We start from the raw sequence: 16086 nt of genomic DNA on the forward strand, positions 1-16086 counted from the left end.
GCACCGAGACACAACTGTGCACGAAGCCCCGAGACACAACCGTCCATTAACCCCCGAGATAGAACACCACGCGATCCCGTGGTCACTCGCCGGACGCGTGGTCACTCGGCGCGGGGGGCGGGCCGCACTGCACCGGCAGGACCACTGTGGGTGCGCACCCGCGCCCGTGCACAGCCGCCGTCGGGTCCTGGGCGGACCGGGGACCGCGGGTCCACGGTGGAGCAGTGACCGGACTGCCGCACCGACTCCTCGTCCTCGCCGAGCTGGAGGCGGCGGGTCTCGGCCCGTCCGCGGCCCAGCGTGCCGCCCGCCGCGGGGACCTCGTGCGGGTCCTGCCCGGCGTCTACGCGCCCGCCGCGTGGTGGCACGGCCTCCCGGAGCGGGACCGGGCGTACCAGGGACACGTCGCCGTGTCCCTGACCGCCGGCATCCCGCCCGTCTTCTGCCGCGACTCGGCGGCCACGGTGCTCGGGATGCGCGTGCTGCACCGGCCGATGGTCCCGCACGTGGTCCAGCAGTCCCAGCAGGGCAGCCGGAACAACCGCCACGTGATCCACCACTGGGCCGAGCTGCCGCCCACCGACGTGATCGAGGTCGACGGCTTCCGTGCGACGTCCCACGCCCGCACCGCCCTGGACTGCGGGCGCTTCCTGCCCCTGGCCCCGGCCCTGACCGTGGTGGACCACGCGCTGCGGCTGGGGGTGAGCCGGCAGGACCTGCTCACGCGCTGCGCGGGCCTGCCGGGCCGGCGGGGCGTCCGCCGGGCCGAGCTCGTGCTCGGGCTGGCGGATCCCCGGTCGGAATCGGTGGGGGAGACGCTCACCCGGCTGGTGATCGTGCGGGCCGGGCTGCCGCTGCCCGAGCTCCAGGTCGAGGTGGAGACGGACCTGGGCGTGTTCCGCCCGGACTTCGTCTGGCGCGAGGCGCGCGTGGTCCTCGAGTTCGACGGGATGGTCAAGTACTCGGGGGTCCACGGCGAGACCGCGCAGGTGCTGATCGCGGAGCGCCGGCGGGAGAAGGCCCTGACGAACCGGGGCTGGCGGGTGCTGCGCACGGACTGGGCCACCGTGACGCAGCGACCGGAGCTCCTGGTGTCCGCGGTGCGCCGCGCGCTGGCGGAGTCCGCGCGGCGCTGAGACGCCAGTGACCACGGGTCCGGCGAGTGACCACGGGATCGCGTGGTCACTCGCCGGACCCGTGGTCACTCGGCGGGGTGGTGCGGGCGGAAGGTAAGGGATTTGAACCCTTGGTACGGGGTCACCGCACACCGGTTTTCAAGACCGGCTCCTTAGGCCGCTCGGACAACCTTCCCCGCGCCCGCCCGGTCCCGCGAGGGCCGGTCGAGCGCGTCGCCCATTCTTCCACGGCGCCGGGAACGCCGCCAAAGCCCCGGTAGGGTGGGCGCGTGGACGCACCCGAGACACCCGGCCGCGGGACGACGACGATCGTGTGGTTCCGGGACGACCTGCGCGTCACCGACCACCCCGCCCTCGACGCCGCGTGCCGGCGCGGCGCGGTGCTGGCCCTCTACGTCCTGGACGAGGAGTCCGAGGGGGTCCGGCCCCTCGGGTCGGCCGCGCGGTGGTGGCTGGACGGGTCGCTGCGGTCCCTGCGGGAGTCGCTGCGGGAGCTGGGCATCCCGCTGGTGCTGCGGCGCGGCCGGGCGGGGGAGGTGCTGCCCGAGGTCCTCGGGCGCACGGGCGCGGGCGGCGTGACCTGGAACCGCCGCTACGGGGGGCCCGAGCTCGCCGTGGACGCCGGGGTGAAGCAGTGGTGCGCCGGGCACGGCGTGGAGGCGCACTCCTTCCAAGCGGCGCTGCTGCACGAGCCGTGGGCCCTGCGCACCGGGGCGGGCGGGCCGTACAAGGTGTTCACCCCCTTCTGGAAGGCGCTCCGGACGCTGGAGATGCGGCAGCCGCTGCCCGTGCCGGTTCCGGGCCGGGGCGCGGCCGGGGCGGTCGCGGACGCCGCCGGCGGCGAGGACCAGGACGCCTGGGAGCTCGTGGCCGACCCGGAGCGCGCGGCCGGGCTGGCCGCGGCCTGGACCCCCGGGGAGGCGGCCGCGTGGGAGCGGCTGGACGACTTCCTGGACCGCGCCGAGGACTACGCCGAGGGCCACGACCGGCCCGACCGGGACGGCACGAGCCGGCTCTCCCCGCACCTGCGGTGGGGGGAGATCAGCCCCTTCGCGGTGTGGGACGCGGCGGTCCGGCACCGGTCCGAGCGGGGGAGCAGCCCCGGGCTGGAGAAGTTCCTGACCGAACTGGGGTGGCGGGAGTTCAACTGGCACCTGCTCCACCAGGTGCCGGACCTGCACGTGCGCCACGTCCGCCCGGCCTTCGACGCGTTCCCGTGGCGGGACCCGGTGGAGGCCGCCGCCGACGTGCGGGCCTGGCAGGAGGGGCGCACCGGCTTCCCCCTCGTGGACGCGGGCATGCGGCAGCTGCGGGCCACGGGCTGGATGCACAACCGGGTCCGGATGGTCGCCGGGTCCCTGCTCGCCAAGAACCTGCTGGTCGACTGGCGGGCCGGGGAGCAGTGGTTCTGGGACACCCTGGTGGACGCCGAGCCGGCCTGCGGCCCGGGGAACTGGCAGTGGGTCGCCGGCTCCGGCGCGGACGCCAGCCCGTTCTTCCGCATCTTCAACCCGGTGACCCAGGGCCGGAAGTTCGACCCCGAGGCCCGCTACATCCGCCGGTGGGTCCCCGAGCTGGCCGGCGGGCAGGGCGTGGACCCGCACGAGCCGGGCCTGCTCGGGCCGTCCGTGGGCTACCCCGCGCCGGTGGTGGACCTGCCGGCCAGCCGCGCCCGGGCCCTGGACGCCTACGCCTCCATCCGCTGAGCCCCGGCGCCTGCGTTCGCCAGCGGCCGACGCCGGGTGACCGGCACCCCGCCCCGGGACACAATGGGAGCGCACGACGTCCCCGACCGGAAGGCCCCACCATGCGCGCAGTGCTCGAGACCACCCCCGGCGGACCGGAGGTCCTCGCCGTCACCGAGGTCCCCGCCCCGGAGCTCACGCCCGACGGCGTGCGGATCCGGGTGCGCGCCGCCGGGATCAACCGGGCCGACGTCATGCAGCGCCAGGGCAAGTACCCGGTCCCGCCCGGCGCGTCCTCGGTCTTCGGCCTCGAGGTCTCCGGAACGGTGCAGGAGCTCGGCGCCGCGGTGCCCCAGGACGCCGGTCTCGCCCCGGGGGACGAGGTCGTCGCCCTCCTGGACTCCGGCGGCTACGCCGAGGAGGTCGTGGTCCCGGCCGGTCAGGTCCTGCGCGCGCCCGCCGGTGTGGACCTCGTGGCCGCCGCCGGGCTGCCGGAGGTCTGCGCCACCGTCTTCTCCAACGTCTTCATGGCCGCCGCCGCCCGCGAGGGCGAGACCGTCCTGGTGCACGGCGGCACGGGCGGGATCGGCACCAACGCTCTGCAGATGTGCCGGGCCCTCGGCCTGCGCGTGCTGACCACGGTCGGCAGCCCGGAGAAGGCCGAGGCCGCACGGGCGTTCGGCGCGGAGCCGATCGACTACCGGCAGGAGGACTTCGTGGAGCGGGTCCGGGAGCTCACGGACGGCCACGGCGCCGACATCGTGCTCGACGTCGTGGGCGGGTCCTACCTGGGGCGCAACCTGGACGCGCTGGCCACCAGCGGGCGCATCGCCGTCATCGCCACCCAGGGCGGGCGGACGGGGGAGCTGGACCTCGGCAAGCTCATGGCCAAGCGGGCCGCCGTGATCGGCACCACGCTGCGCCCGCGGCCGGTCGCGGAGAAGACCCGCATCATGGCGGCGGTCCGGGAGCACGTGTGGCCGCACGTCGAGTCCGGGGCCGTCCGCCCGGTCGTGGACCGCACCTTCCCCCTGGACGAGGTCGCGCACGCCCACGAGTACTTCGACTCCGGCTCGCACATCGGGAAGGTCCTCCTCGTCCCCTGAGCGCACCGGCGCGCGGCCCCGCCCCCTGGGCGCACCGGCGTCCGGCCCCGTCCAGGAGCCTCCGGGGCTCCGGCGGGCGGTCCTCCGGCGCACGGAGGGCGGGCCGCGGCACCGTAGGATGGACCGTCCCCTCCGTGAAAGGACCGCCCGTGGCATTCCTGCGCGACTACCGCGCCGCTCGCCGTGACGAGGCCGAGCTCGGGCTGGGCGTGTGGCGCCGTGCCCACGACCGGTTCCGCCGGGGTCTGGACCGGTTCCACCAGATCCTCGAGTCCCTGCCGGACCACGCGCTCGCCCAGTCCGTGGTGCCGACCGCCAACGCGCTCGCCGATCTGCTGCCCGAGGTGCGGGCCGTGTGCGCCGCGGCCCAGCGCACGGCGCCCAGCCGCAGCTACGACATCCCGGCCTCCCCGGGCGGCTACCTCAATGACGTCCACCGCGAGCTCTCCCGGGCCGGCAACGCGATGGCCCAGGCGGCGGAGGCCCTGACGATGGCCCGGTTCACGGCGGCGGCGGACGAGTCCGCCGCCCACCGGCTGGACGCGGTGGTCCGCCGGGCCGAGGCGGTGCGGGAGCACGTGGAGCACGCGCGGGAGCTGCTGCAGCGGGGTTGAACCGGTCCCCGTCCCGTGCAGCGCGGAGTCCCCGTCGGCTCTCCGGTGCGCGGAGGGTGGACCCGACAGCCTGCTGATGCTGTGATGGTGGCATGAGCACTCCCGCAGTCGACCCCCGCGCGGCCGGCGAGGCGTTCGGCGCCCACCGGCCCCGCTCACCCCTCGGCCGCCCCGGCCGCGGGGGTCCCGGCCGGTTCGGCCCCGGCTACGACCTGCCCGGCCGCCGCTCCGGCGTCCGGCTGCTGCCCTTCCCGCGCTGGTCCACCCGGACCCGCCGCGGCACGGACGTCTCGGTGGGCGGGTGCTGCCTGCCGATCCCGATCGGGTGCCTGACCGGCACGGTGCTGGTGGGCGCGGCGGCGGTCGTCGTGGGCCGCGCCGCCCGCGGCTGAGCGGCGCGGTGGCGGCTCAGGCGGCCGCCGGCTCCGCCCGGACCACCTCGAGCGGCAGGGCCGTGACGCGCTCGTCCGGGTCGGGCCGGTCCTCGTCGGCCTCGGCGAGCGGGCTGAGGTGCCAGCCGACCGCCTCGAGGTCCAGGGCCAGGCCCAGCCGGCCGGTGACCGGTCCCTGGTCGCAGTAGCGGCCGAAGGACCGGTGGACGTCCTGGAGTGCCTGCCAGCGGATCAGGGCGGCCGTGCCGCCGGCGGCGGACCGGACGGGGACGGCCCCCACGTTGCGGTCCCGGAGGGCGGCCAGGGCGCGGTCCAGGAAGCCCGGTGGCAGCCGGACCCCGGGCTCGAGGACCAGCACGAGGTCGTCCGGCGCCATCCGGACGGTGCCCAGGGCCTGGTTGAGCGCCCCGGCCCGGTCCTGCCGGTTGTCCACGGTGAGCAGGACCTCGGCGCCGGCCTCCAGGGCGACTTCGACCGTGGCGTCGGTCGAGTCGTCCGACATCACGAGGATGCGCTCCGGCGGGCGCGTCTGGCGGTGGAGGGAGTCGACCGCGTGCCGGACGCGCGCGGCGTCGTCGTGCGCGGGAATGATCGCGGCGATCATGACGTCGCCTCCCGGTGTCCTCGGTCCGCGTCCCGCCGCCGACGTCCTCCCGCGGCGGGGCGCTGGACCGGTTGCTGTGCGAGTGCTTGCGGTGACAACGTGAGCCCCCTGACGTGTTGTCCTGGACCGAAGTCTAGGCACCGGGGCCGACAGTTTACATCCGCAAATCAGGGGACGGGCGACCTTCCGGACGGTGCTCCCAAAGGCTCTCCCGGGTGCGCTCGGAGGAGCCTCCGGGGGCACCTGGGGACGCCTAGGCCTCGTCCCGCCCGCACTCCCGGCACAGCTTCCAGACGTTCGTGTCCCCGTGGCGCTCGAACACCACGCGGCTGACGAGAGCCTGGATCAGGGCCAGCCCGCGGCCGGACTCGTGGTGCTCCTGCGCCATGGGCCCGGAGAGGTCCACCTGTGCCGGGGCGGCGCCGATCTCGTAGATCCGCGCCTCCAGCCGCTGCGGGTCCGCGGCCAGCTCCACCGCGAGCTCGATCGGCTCCTCCGCGGCGGGCACCGCGTGGACCACCACGTTGCCGGCCGCCTCGACCACCGCGAGGGTGAAGGCCATCCGGTCGGACTCGGGCACGAACCCGGCCTCGTCCCACAGCGCGTCCAGGTCCTCGTGCAGGGCGTCCACCGTCCGGGCGTCGGCCGGGCCCCGGCGCGCGCGGCGGGAGCCGGGCTCAGTCATCGGCGAAGGCCGCGTCGGCGGTGTCGTAGGGGGTCAGGACGCGGTGCATGCTCGTGAGCTCGAGCACCATGCGCACCTGGGGGCGGACGTTGGCGATCCGCAGGTCGCCGCCGGCCTGGCGGGCCAGCTTGAGGCACCCGATGAGGGCGCCCAGGCCGGAGGAGTCCATGAACTCGGTGCCGCCGAGGTCGACCACCACGTGGTTGCTGCCCTCGCCGACGACCTGCGTCACGACCTCCCGGAGCTTGGGCGCTCCCACCATGTTCAGCCGCCCGGTCCCCGTGACGTGGGCGAACCCCGGCTTCTGCTCAACCGTGAACTGCATCGGCACTCCTCTCCTCGGGCTCGTAGCCCGTGTATCTCGCGGCGGTGACGAGCACGCTCAGCACCACCAGGTCGAAGGCGACCCAGGCCACGTTGACCAGGGTTCCCACCGGTTCGTTCAGCCCGGCCGCCAGCCGCACGGTCCCCACCACGAGGGCCGCCGCCAGCAGCCCCATCACCACCAGCTGCGGCCGGATCAGGTGCCAGGCGGGACCGGAGTCCTGCCGCACCTTCGGCGTGACCGCGAAGCCGAGCGGGCGGCCGAACCACACGTTGCGCGCGGCCGTGGTGCACGCCCTGATCCAGATGGGGAACAGGGCCAGGCTGTACTGCTGGCCCCGCCACGTGGGGATGCCGCGGCCCACCACCAGGAACAGCAGCTGGTTGACCACCATGAACGGGATGAACCGGACGAAGAAGTCCCAGCTGAGGCTCGTGACCGGCAGGATCCCCAGCACCAGGTACACGATCGGGGCGGCGAAGTAGACGACGGCCGCGAAGCCGCTGAGGTAGCTCCACATGGTGGCGAAGTACATCAGCCGCTGCCCCCAGCGGAGCCGGCGCTGCAGCAGCGGGTTCTCCCGGAGCAGGACCTGCACCGTGCCCTGTGCCCAGCGCAGGCGCTGGGTGAGCATGGTCTTGAGGTCCTCCGGGGCCAGCCCGTGGGCGAGGACCTCGTGGTGGTAGACGCTGCGCCAGCCCAGCCCGTGCAGGCGCATCGCGGTGGCCATGTCCTCGGTCACCGAGATCGTGGCCAGCGGCATCACCGGCTGGGCCTCGCCGGGGCGGTCCACGGAGACGGCGTCGAGCACCTCCCGGACGGGCTCCACGGCGGCCAGCGGGGACAGGTCGCGGCGGGACATCCGGTCCACGGCGGAGGCGAGCTCGTCCGGCCACACCATGCCGTCCTCCGGGGGCAGCTCGAGGGCGGCGATCGAGGCGAGGTCGGCCTCGATCTGGGAGAAGTCCCGGGTGACCGTCCGCCGGGCCGCCGCGTCCACCTCCCGCTGCAGCCGGTAGGTCAGCTCGGTCAGGGGCGCGCCGGCCCGCAGCTCGGCGCGGGCCCGCTCGGTGGCGGTCTCGACGTCGTCGAGCATCCCGGCCACGACGGGGTTCGAGGCCTCCGGGGCGCGCCGGGCCTTCCGCAGCGCCGCCCGCGTGCGGGCGAGGGCGTCCTTGACGTCCTGCTCGACCTCGCGGACGTAGCCGGTGAGCCCGAGCTGCATGAGCGCCTCGCGGCGCAGGATCGCGTTGGAGCCGCAGAAGAAGGCGGCGTTCCAGCCGTCCTTGCCCTGCTGGATGGGCCCGTAGAACAGGGGGGCCTGGCTGCCCAGCGGGTCGTGGCGGGGCACGTTGACGAACCACTGCGGGGTCTGGACGAGGGCCACCTTGCGGTCGTTGAACCAGCCCAGGGTGCGGTCCAGGATGGCCGGGTCCGGCACCTGGTCGGCGTCCAGGATCAGGAGGAACTCGCCCTGGGTGCTCATGAGGGCGTTGTTGAGGTTGCCGGCCTTGGCGTGGCGCGGCCGGTCGGCCCAGTCCTCGCTGCGCGTCAGGTAGCCCAGTCCGTGCTCGGCGGCGAGCGCCTCGAGCTCGGGGCGGGCCCCGTCGTCGAGGATCCAGGTGCTGTGCGGGTGCCGGATCGCCTGTGCCGCGAGGGCCGTGCCCATCACGAGGTCCAGCGGCTCGTCGTAGGTGGTGATGAAGACGTCGACCGTGGCGCCCGCCGGCGGGGCGCCGGCCTCCCCCCGGCGCCGGAGCCGCCACACCGTGAGCCCGAACAGCGAGACGTCGATGAGGCTGTAGGTCTCCGCGAGCACCAGCGGCACGGCGATCCACCACGCGGCCCAGTTCAGCGACTCGAGCCAGCGCCAGGCGATGTAGTTGACGCCGAGCAGCAGCGTCAGCACCACCAGCAGGCGGACGAGGAAGCGGTTCACGGGGCGGCCCGGCGCCGGACGACCACGGCGGTGACGTCGTCGGAGAGGGACTCCCCGGCGGCCAGGTCGAGGACCCCGGTGCAGATCTCCTGGGCGTCCTCGTGCCGGGCGACCACGCCGGCGACCGCCCGCACGGCGTCGTCGACGTCCTCGTAGGCGTCGAGGAGGCCGTCGCTGACGACGACGAGCGCGTCCCCGGGCGCGAGCACGATCCGGCCGGGCACCCACTGCGTCCCGGGCACCGCGCCCACGGGGGGCCCGCCCGGGCGCAGCCGGTCGGTCCCGTCCGCACGCACGTGCAGGCCCAGCCCGTGGCCCGCGTCGACGTACTCCACGCCGCCGTCGGCCGTGTCCAGGCGGGCGTGGAAGAGGGTGACGAAGGAGTCGGAGTGGGCGAGGTCGTTCTCGAGGTGCCGGCACGTGTCCCGGAAGGCCCTCTCCATGTCGGGCTGCCCGGCCGCGGAGCGCAGCACGGCCCGCACGGTGGCGGCGATGAGCGCGGCGCCCATGCCCTTGCCCATGGCGTCGGCCAGGGAGACCTGCAGCCCGCCCCCGGTCGCGTACCAGTCGAAGAAGTCCCCGCCCACGCTGCGGGAGGGGCGGCACGCGCCGGCCACGTCGTAGCCGGGCACGGACGGCGCGCAGGAGGGCAGCAGGCTGCGCTGGACCTCGGCGGCCCGGCGCAGCTCCTCGGCGTCGGCCTGCTCCGCCCGGGCCCGCGGCCGGCGGAACATCGCCTCGATCCGGGCCTGCAGCTCCCGCGGGCTGAACGGCTTGCTGATGTAGTCGTCCGCCCCGAGCTCGAGACCCTCCAGCCGGTCGATCTCGCCCGGCCGGGCCGTGACCATGAGCAGGTAGGCGTCGGAGAACTGCCGGACCCGCCGGCAGACCTCCAGGCCGTCGAGGTCCGGGAGGTTGAGGTCCAGGGTGATGAGGTCGGCGCCGTCGCGACGGACGGCCTCGAGGCCCTCGAGGCCGGTCGCGGCGGTCGTCACGGCGAAGCCGCGCATGCCGATGGTCTGGGCGAGGAGGTTGCGGATGTCGTCGTGGTCTTCGATCACGACGGCACGGCGACCCTGGGGGGAGGGGGTCATGACCCCATTAAGCCGCTATTCTTTGCAATTGTCATCCCGACCCCCCGAGGGTGACGCACCTTGTCGGAGGAGATCTCCCGTGGACCGCCTGCTCACCGTCCTCTCCCTCGACCGGATCAGCTTCCACGAGCTGTCGATGCGCTCGCGCGTGCTCCTGAGCCAGCTGCCGTTCTTCGTCACGACCGTGGTGCTCGTCGCCGGGATCTGGGTGGTGCACGAGCCGCTGCGGCAGGACCTGCGGGTGCAGCTGGCCCTGGCGCTCACGGTGGCACTGACGGCCCTGTGCGTGCTGGTCCCGTGGGACCGCCTGCCCTACGGGGCGTTCCTGGTGGTGCCGGTCCTGGACTTCGTCCCCCTCACCCTGCTGCGGGAGGGCACCCTGAACACGGTGACGGGCGTGGGCGTCATGGCGGCCTTCCCCGTCATCTGGTTCACCGGTTCGGGGGTGCTGCCGCGGGCGTCCGCCCCCCTGGGGTTCCTGCTGACCCTCGCCATGGTCTGGGTCCCGCTCGTGGTCCCGCCGCGGCCGCTGAGCGCGGAGCTGCTGACGGCTCCGCTGCTGATCCCGTTCATGCTCCTGGGGATCGGGCTCACCGTCCAGGTGCTCTCGACCAGCATGGAGCGCCAGAACGCGGAGCTCGAGGCCAAGGACGTGGAGCTGCGCCGGCTGCTGGCCGTGACCGCGCGGCGCGAGCGGCTGCTCCACACCGTCCTGGACACGGTGGACGTCGGCGTGCTGGCGATCGACGAGCACGGCCACGACATCCTCATGAACCGGCGCCAACGCCTCATCCACGAGCTGTCCCTGCCCGAGGGGATGCGGGACGGCGCGGAGGCGGACCTGCGCCTCTACGCGGACGGCGCCGGGACGCCGCTGCCGGTGGACGGCCGCCCCGCCCTCCGGGCCATCCGGGGCGAGTCCTTCTCCGACGTCCTCGTCTGGGCCGGGGAGCCTCCGCTCCAGCGGGTGCTCTCCGTGTCCGCCCGGGTGCTCCGGGACGAGGCGGGGGAGACCGAGGGCTCCGTGCTGTCCTTCAACGACGTGACCGAGCTCGTGACGGCGCTGCAGGCCAAGGACGACTTCCTGGCGGGCGTCTCCCACGAGCTGCGCACACCCCTGACGTCCATCCGCGGCTACACGGAGCTCCTGGCCATGGACGGCGGGCTCCCCGGCCACGTCCGCTCCGGGCTGGAGGTGATCGAGCGCAACGCCGACCAGCTGCTCGTCCTGGTCGAGGACCTCCTCCGCACCGCAGGCCCCGGCCTCGAGCTGCAGCAGGCCCCGGCCGACCTCGTCGAGGTCGTGCAGCAGTCCGTCGCGGCGGCCGGGCTGCGGGCGGCGGAGGCGGGCGTGGTGCTGCACGTCGACGCGCCCTCCCGTCTCGTGCTGCGCTGTGATCCCGTGCGCCTGGGGCAGGTGCTCGACAACCTGCTCTCGAACGCCATCAAGTACTCCCCGGACGGCGGGCCGGTCACGGTCCGGGTCCTCCCGGCCGGGAGCACCGTGCAGGTGCAGGTGGCCGACCGGGGCATGGGGATGCGCCCCGAGGACGCCGAGAACGTGTTCGGCCGGTTCTTCCGCAGCCGCAACGCCCGGATGAGCGCGATCCCCGGGCTGGGCCTGGGGCTGGCGGTGGTGCACGAGATCGTCCAGCGCCACGGCGGGAGCGTCCGGTGCGAGAGCGCGCCGGGGGAGGGGACGGTCGTCACCGTCACCCTGCCCGCCGCCGCTCCCGCGGCAGCACCGGCCGGCACGCAGGACGACGCGCGGCCCGCGGCCCGGCCCGCCGCCCGGGCGGAGCAGCACGGATCAGCGGCTGTACTCCAGCCGGATCGAGTCGTCGTCGGACAGCACCAGGACCGTGCTCCCGGCGACGGTCCAGCGCTCGGGCAGCAGGAAGTACCGGCCGCCCCGCAGCGTGAGCAGCCGTAGCCCGTCGTAGCGGTAGAGCGGGTCGTCCGCCGTGCCCACCTGCTCCGTGCCGACCCCGGGCAGCCCCACGTGCAGCGGCTCCTCGCTGTAGACGACCGTGCGCGGCATCGACCCCAGCTGGTCCTGCAGCTCGCCGGCCATGATCCGTCCCGTCTCCTTCGCCACGGCCGAGGTGCCGGAGAAGACCAGGAGGCCGACCACCGACACCAGCGCGGCGGCGCCCAGGAGCTGGCCCCGCGGGGCGACCCGCGGCGGCGTGTCCCGCGGTGTGCCGGCCGGCCCGGCCGGAGCGGTGGCGCGCCGCCGGAGGCCGGCCGCCCACACGGCGCCCAGGACGCACAGCGCGGTCACGAAGGGGACGAGCCAGGCCTCCGGGTGCCCCCGGACCAGCCGCTCCAGGACCAGCCCGGCGGCGGCCAGCCCCACGAGGAGCCACGTCCCCCGGCGCGCCCACCGGGCGACCGGGGCGCTGCCGGAGCGTCGGACCCGGGCGTCGACGCGCTCGCGGACCCGGCGGTCCGCCCACACCCCGGCGAGCACGGCCACGGCGATCCAGAAGAGCTGGACGTACAGGGAGCTGATGCTCAGCAGCAGGTAGTCCTGGGTGGTGTACCCGAAGAGGTGGACGTCCAGGCCCATCGCCCGGGCCTGGGCCTCGGCACGGACCCAGCCGTAGTAGACGAGCAGGGCCGAGAGCAGGCTCAGCGAGATGCCCAGCTCCGAGACGGCCTGGACCAGGCGCGTCCACAGCGGAGCCGGTCCGGGCTCCGTCACCGAGGCACCGTCGGCACGGTCGCAGGCGTGGTCGCCGGCGCGGGTGCCGCCGTCGGGCCGGTCCCCGGCGCGGGGGCGGTCGTCGGTGCGGGCGCCCCCGTCGGGGCCGGCGGCCCCGGTGCCGCCGGCGGCGGCGCGGGGCAGGAGGACGCCGGCAGCTGGTAGACCAGGTGGGCCAGGCCGCCGACGGGCCAGTCCGCGTCCGAGACGACCACCGGGACGTGGCCGGTCACGTCGGACGCGGGGGCTCGGAAGAACAGGCCCCCGTTGCCCTGCTCCACCGGAACCGCCGCGGTGCCGACCGTCACGGCGCGGATGCCCTCGGGCGGCACCCACTCGAGATTGCCCTGCAGGAAGACCGGGGCGCCCCCGCAGGTCGAGACGGGGATCTCCAGGCCCTCGACCCCCGGCGCCAGGGGCGAGACGAGGCTCTCCAGAACGAGGGGACAGGCGGTGCCGTCAGGGACCCGGAACTCGGGCACCACCTCCGGGACCCGGCGGTGGAAGTCGACCAGCCGCCGCAGGCCCGCCACGGTCTCCTCCTCCCAGCAGCTGCCGGGGGCCGGGGCCGCGGCCAGGGCCTCCTCGCCCTCCCGCCACAGCTCGGGGTCGTTGCTCCGGGCGGCCTCGCACAGGATGGCGCCGGCCCGCGGGATCGGCTGGCCCCGGGAGTCGAGCAGCTGCTCGTCGTCGCACTCCCCGTCCTTCAGGGGGTCGTACCACAGCGGGGTCCCCTCCCCGGTGGGCCCCATGCGCAGCCAGGTCAGGATGCGCGAGACCGGGGGGTCGCCGGGGTCGCCCGGCGGGGTGGTGGGGTCCGGGGGCGCCGCCGGGTCCGTGGCCGTGCCGGAGCCCGGAGGCGCCGGGGCGGACGGGGCCGACGGGGCCGGGTCGGGGCCGGGCGGGCCGCCGCAGGCCGGCACGGCCAGGGCCGCGGCGGCCAGGACGAGGACGCAGAGCCGCTTCCGGGAACTCCGTTGCATGGTGCACCGCCCAGGTGGTCCGAGGTGGCGGATCGTCTCCCGAGGTCGGCGAACCGCCCGCAATGGCCTCAGCGTACGGCGGACCCCGGCCGCCAACACCGCTGTGACCAGCGGTGACGTCACTGTGACGGCCGTCCGGGGCGGGGTGCGGAGGCCGGGCCGGCCGGGGCCCGGTGCCACGACGAAGGCTCCGGACCCCGCGGGGTCCGGAGCCTTCGTCCGGGTGGAGCCTCCTGTCGGAATCGAACCGACGACCTTTTCATTACGAGTGAAACGCTCTACCGACTGAGCTAAGGAGGCGTGCACGCGGCCGTCCGGGACGGCCTCAGTGCAGATGAAACTGTAGCAGAGAGCCCGGGGGCCACCCCAATCGGGGCGGTGTGCGGGCGTTCCCCGGGAGTTCACCGGCTCTTCGGCTGCCCCGCCTTACCGGCCCGGGGGAGCGGACCGCAGCATGGACGGACACGACGACGGGGCGGGCCGCTGCGGTCCGCCCGGAACAGGAGCAGCCCCGTGCCCATCCCGGACAGCGCCATCGCGCCGGACCTCGAGCTGGCCTTCCTCGACATGTCCGGGACCGTGTTCCACGACAACGGCATCATGGAGCGGGCGTTCGAGCGCACCGTGACCGGCCTCGGCGTCGACCCGGGGACCGAGCGCTTCCGGGGGATGCTCCACCACGTCCGGGACACGCTGGGGCAGTCCAAGACGGGGGTGCTCGAGCAGCTGTTCGCGTCCGACCCCGAGCGGGCGCGGCGCGCCGTCCGGGACTTCGAGCAGCACCTCGACGAGCTGCTGGCCACCGAGGGGGTCACCCCGGTGGAGGGCGCGGAGCAGGCCGTCCTGGCGCTGCGCGAGGCCGGTCTGCGGGTGTGCCTGGCCACCGGCTACAACCGGCACAGCCTCAACACCCTCCTGGAGCAGCTCGGCTGGACGGGCCTGGCCGACCTCAGCCTGTGCCCCTCGGACGCCGGGCGCGGGCGGCCCTGGCCGGACATGGTGCTCACCGCCGTGCTGGCGCTGGACCTCGGCGACGTCCGCCGCGTCATGGTCGTGGGGGACACCGCGGCGGACGTGCAGGCCGGTCTGCGGGCCGGCTCCGCCGCGGTGGTCGGCGTCCGCACGGGGGCGCACGACGCCGCCGCCCTGCGCGCGGCCGGCGCCCACGTGGTGGTCGACTCGGTGCGGGACCTCCCCGGCCTGGTCCGGGCTCAGGAGCAGGTCGTCCCCGGCGGGGGGAGCTCCCCCTCGAGCAGGTAGGAGTCCACGGCCTCCTGCACGCAGCGGTTGCCGGACGTGTAGGCGGTGTGGCCGTAGCTGTCGTAGGTCAGCAGCCGGGCGTCGTCGAGCTGCGCCACGAGGGCCTCGGACCAGGCGTAGGGGGTCGCGGGGTCGTGCGTGGTGCCCACCACCAGGAGGGGCCCGGCGCCCTCGGCGTCAAGCGGCTCGTCGAGGCCCGCCGGCTCGGCGGGCCACCCCTGGCACGCGGCGTCGCCGTAGCCCAGGTACGGGCCGAAGGTCGGGGCGACCCGCTCCAGCTCCTCCTGGTGCCGGGCCATCTGCTCCTCCGTGACCGTGCCCCCGGGGCGGTCGAGGCAGTTGACGGCGGTGAACGCCACGGTGGTGTTGCTCGTGTACCGTCCCTCGGCGTCGCGCCCGTGCGTGAGGTCCGACTGGGCGAGCAGGGCGGAGAAGTCGCCCTCGAAGGCGGCGCCGAGGGACTCGTTGAGGCTCTCGTAGGTGGTGGTCGCGTAGAGGGGCCCGAGGATGCCCTCCACCACGTTGGTGGCGGTCACCCGGCGGCCGTCCGCGGCGGTCACGGTCCCCTCCTCGACGGAGGCGATCAGCTCCTGGATCCGGTTCATCGCCTCGTCCACGGAGACGTCGGCCACCACGCAGTCCGGGTTCTCGAACTGGCACTGCTGCACCCAGTGGCGCAGGTTCGCCTCGAAGCCCTCGGCCTGGTCCGTGGTGGCCTCCATGTCGCTGAGGCCGGGATCCACCCCGCCGTCGAGCACGAAGCGCCCGGTCCGGTCGGGGAAGAGCTCGGCGTACACGGCGCCGAGGTACGTGCCGTAGGAGAAGCCCAGGTAGGTCGTCCGCTCGTCGCCCAGGACGGCCCGGAGCACGTCCATGTCCCGGGCGGCGCTCACCGTGTCCATCTCGGCCACGAGCTCCCCCGAGTCCTGCACGCACGCGGCGCCCAGCCGCTCGTACTCCTCGCGGATCTCCGCGGCCGGCCGGGAACCGGGGTCGGCCATCGGCTCCGCGCGCCACGCGTCCAGCTCCGCGTCCGAGAGGCACTCGATCCCCTCCGAACGGCTCACGCCGCGGGGGTCGAAGCCGACCACGTCGTAGGCCTCGCGCACGTCGCCCGAGACCGTGTACTGCGCGTAGAGCATCGCGTCCACCCCGGAGGCGCCGGGCCCGCCGGGGTTGAGGAGCAGGCTGCCGCGGGCGTCCCCGCGGGCGGGCAGGCGCGACATCACCACGGTGGTCGTCTCCCCGGCCGGGTCGGCGTAGTCGAGGGGCACCTCGACGTCGGCGCACTGCAGGTCGTCCTGCGCGCCGTTCGTCGGCACCTCGAACGCGCAGTCCTCCCAGACCACGGTCTGGGTGTAGTAGCGCTCCAGGTCCGCGGGGGTGCCCTCGACGACGGCGCCGGTGGCGCCCCCGGACGTCGGCTCGCCCGTGGCGCCGGCCCCGAGGGAGGAGCATCCGCTCAGGAGCAGGCCGGCCGCGGTCAGCGCGGCCGTGGCGGGCAGGAGGGCGCGGCGCGAGGGGGCGGCACGGCGGGTCATGGGGCTCCTCGAGGG

At 75.0% G+C, this 16086-nt stretch carries 14 protein-coding genes and 2 tRNA genes; 7 read left to right on the plus strand and 9 right to left on the minus strand.

From position 1 onward, the window contains the following. Positions 1-224: 224 nt before the first annotated feature. On the plus strand, positions 225-1136 hold the full coding sequence (locus QYM41_RS15915; RefSeq protein ID WP_368800754.1) for a type IV toxin-antitoxin system AbiEi family antitoxin domain-containing protein: 912 nt from the start codon (positions 225-227) through the stop codon (positions 1134-1136). Positions 1137-1223: 87 nt separating this feature from the next. On the opposite strand, the gene QYM41_RS15920 is transcribed toward QYM41_RS15915, so the two are convergent. After that, positions 1224-1311: transfer RNA gene (locus QYM41_RS15920), tRNA-Ser, on the minus strand. A gap of 94 nt (positions 1312-1405) precedes the next feature. Here QYM41_RS15920 and QYM41_RS15925 point away from each other — a divergent pair. The 4 genes from QYM41_RS15925 to QYM41_RS15940 all read left to right on the plus strand — a co-directional run bounded on the left by QYM41_RS15925 (position 1406) and on the right by QYM41_RS15940 (position 4933). Further along, positions 1406-2842, plus strand: a complete 1437-nt coding sequence (locus QYM41_RS15925) for a cryptochrome/photolyase family protein (protein WP_368800755.1) — start codon at positions 1406-1408, stop codon at positions 2840-2842. A gap of 101 nt (positions 2843-2943) precedes the next feature. Next, positions 2944-3927, plus strand: coding sequence for an NAD(P)H-quinone oxidoreductase (locus QYM41_RS15930; RefSeq protein ID WP_368800756.1), 984 nt, complete (start codon positions 2944-2946; stop codon positions 3925-3927). A gap of 149 nt (positions 3928-4076) precedes the next feature. Next, positions 4077-4541, plus strand: a complete 465-nt coding sequence (locus tag QYM41_RS15935; protein ID WP_368800757.1) for a hypothetical protein — start codon at positions 4077-4079, stop codon at positions 4539-4541. 92 nt (positions 4542-4633) lie between these two features. Then, complete coding sequence (locus tag QYM41_RS15940) at positions 4634-4933, plus strand: hypothetical protein (protein WP_368800758.1); 300 nt, start codon at positions 4634-4636, stop codon at positions 4931-4933. A gap of 16 nt (positions 4934-4949) precedes the next feature. Here the strand turns inward: QYM41_RS15940 and QYM41_RS15945 are convergent, their stop codons facing one another. The 5 genes from QYM41_RS15945 to QYM41_RS15965 form a co-directional block, all read right to left on the minus strand. Then, a complete protein-coding gene (locus tag QYM41_RS15945) occupies positions 4950-5537 on the minus strand; it encodes a glycosyltransferase family 2 protein (RefSeq protein ID WP_368800759.1) in 588 nt (195 codons plus the stop codon). Positions 5538-5790: 253 nt separating this feature from the next. Then, positions 5791-6222: an ATP-binding protein gene (locus QYM41_RS15950; RefSeq protein ID WP_368800760.1), complete on the minus strand. Its 432-nt coding sequence runs from the start codon at positions 6220-6222 to the stop codon at positions 5791-5793. Next, entirely contained in the window at positions 6215-6547 is a 333-nt protein-coding gene (locus QYM41_RS15955) for an STAS domain-containing protein (RefSeq protein ID WP_368800761.1), read from the minus strand. Before QYM41_RS15955 ends, QYM41_RS15950 begins: the two co-directional genes overlap by 8 nt. Next, positions 6531-8486: a glycosyltransferase family 2 protein gene (locus QYM41_RS15960; RefSeq protein ID WP_368800762.1), complete on the minus strand. Its 1956-nt coding sequence runs from the start codon at positions 8484-8486 to the stop codon at positions 6531-6533. The genes QYM41_RS15955 and QYM41_RS15960 overlap by 17 nt, the downstream gene beginning before the upstream one ends. Beyond that, positions 8483-9580 (minus strand): PP2C family protein-serine/threonine phosphatase, encoded by a 1098-nt coding sequence (locus QYM41_RS15965; protein WP_368800763.1) that lies wholly within the window; start codon positions 9578-9580, stop codon positions 8483-8485. The genes QYM41_RS15960 and QYM41_RS15965 overlap by 4 nt, the downstream gene beginning before the upstream one ends. 79 nt (positions 9581-9659) lie before the next feature. Here QYM41_RS15965 and QYM41_RS15970 point away from each other — a divergent pair, with 79 nt between their 5' ends. Next, positions 9660-11513, plus strand: a complete 1854-nt coding sequence (locus tag QYM41_RS15970; protein WP_368800764.1) for a sensor histidine kinase — start codon at positions 9660-9662, stop codon at positions 11511-11513. Between the two features lie 770 nt (positions 11514-12283). On the opposite strand, the gene QYM41_RS15975 is transcribed toward QYM41_RS15970, so the two are convergent. After that, positions 12284-13270, minus strand: coding sequence for a hypothetical protein (locus QYM41_RS15975; RefSeq protein ID WP_368800765.1), 987 nt, complete (start codon positions 13268-13270; stop codon positions 12284-12286). Between the two features lie 224 nt (positions 13271-13494). Next, a tRNA-Thr gene (locus QYM41_RS15980) sits at positions 13495-13570 on the minus strand. Positions 13571-13783: 213 nt separating this feature from the next. Between QYM41_RS15980 and QYM41_RS15985 the strand changes: the two genes are divergently transcribed. Next, complete coding sequence (locus tag QYM41_RS15985) at positions 13784-14530, plus strand: HAD-IA family hydrolase (RefSeq protein WP_368800766.1); 747 nt, start codon at positions 13784-13786, stop codon at positions 14528-14530. Here the strand turns inward: QYM41_RS15985 and QYM41_RS15990 are convergent. Further along, positions 14482-16071 carry an alpha/beta hydrolase gene (locus QYM41_RS15990; protein ID WP_368800767.1) on the minus strand — a complete coding sequence of 530 codons (1590 nt, stop codon included), beginning with the start codon at positions 16069-16071 and terminating at the stop codon, positions 14482-14484. The two genes, QYM41_RS15985 and QYM41_RS15990, sit on opposite strands and share 49 nt — an antisense overlap. Positions 16072-16086 lie beyond the last annotated feature (15 nt).

It is taken from the genome of Kocuria oxytropis (assembly GCF_040981195.1).
Classification (GTDB): domain Bacteria; phylum Actinomycetota; class Actinomycetes; order Actinomycetales; family Micrococcaceae; genus Kocuria; species Kocuria oxytropis.

What these genes read in the sequence shown, in the direction of transcription:
- QYM41_RS15990 (WP_368800767.1), bottom strand. Translation starts at nt 16,071, where the DNA reads ATGACCCGCCGTGCCGCCCCCTCGCGCCGCGCCCTCCTGCCCGCCACG.
- QYM41_RS15950 (WP_368800760.1), bottom strand. Translation starts at nt 6,222, where the DNA reads ATGACTGAGCCCGGCTCCCGCCGCGCGCGCCGGGGCCCGGCCGACGCC.
- QYM41_RS15965 (WP_368800763.1), bottom strand. Translation starts at nt 9,580, where the DNA reads ATGACCCCCTCCCCCCAGGGTCGCCGTGCCGTCGTGATCGAAGACCAC.
- QYM41_RS15930 (WP_368800756.1), top strand. Translation starts at nt 2,944, where the DNA reads ATGCGCGCAGTGCTCGAGACCACCCCCGGCGGACCGGAGGTCCTCGCC.
- QYM41_RS15975 (WP_368800765.1), bottom strand. Translation starts at nt 13,270, where the DNA reads ATGCAACGGAGTTCCCGGAAGCGGCTCTGCGTCCTCGTCCTGGCCGCC.
- QYM41_RS15955 (WP_368800761.1), bottom strand. Translation starts at nt 6,547, where the DNA reads ATGCAGTTCACGGTTGAGCAGAAGCCGGGGTTCGCCCACGTCACGGGG.
- QYM41_RS15945 (WP_368800759.1), bottom strand. Translation starts at nt 5,537, where the DNA reads ATGATCGCCGCGATCATTCCCGCGCACGACGACGCCGCGCGCGTCCGG.
- QYM41_RS15940 (WP_368800758.1), top strand. Translation starts at nt 4,634, where the DNA reads ATGAGCACTCCCGCAGTCGACCCCCGCGCGGCCGGCGAGGCGTTCGGC.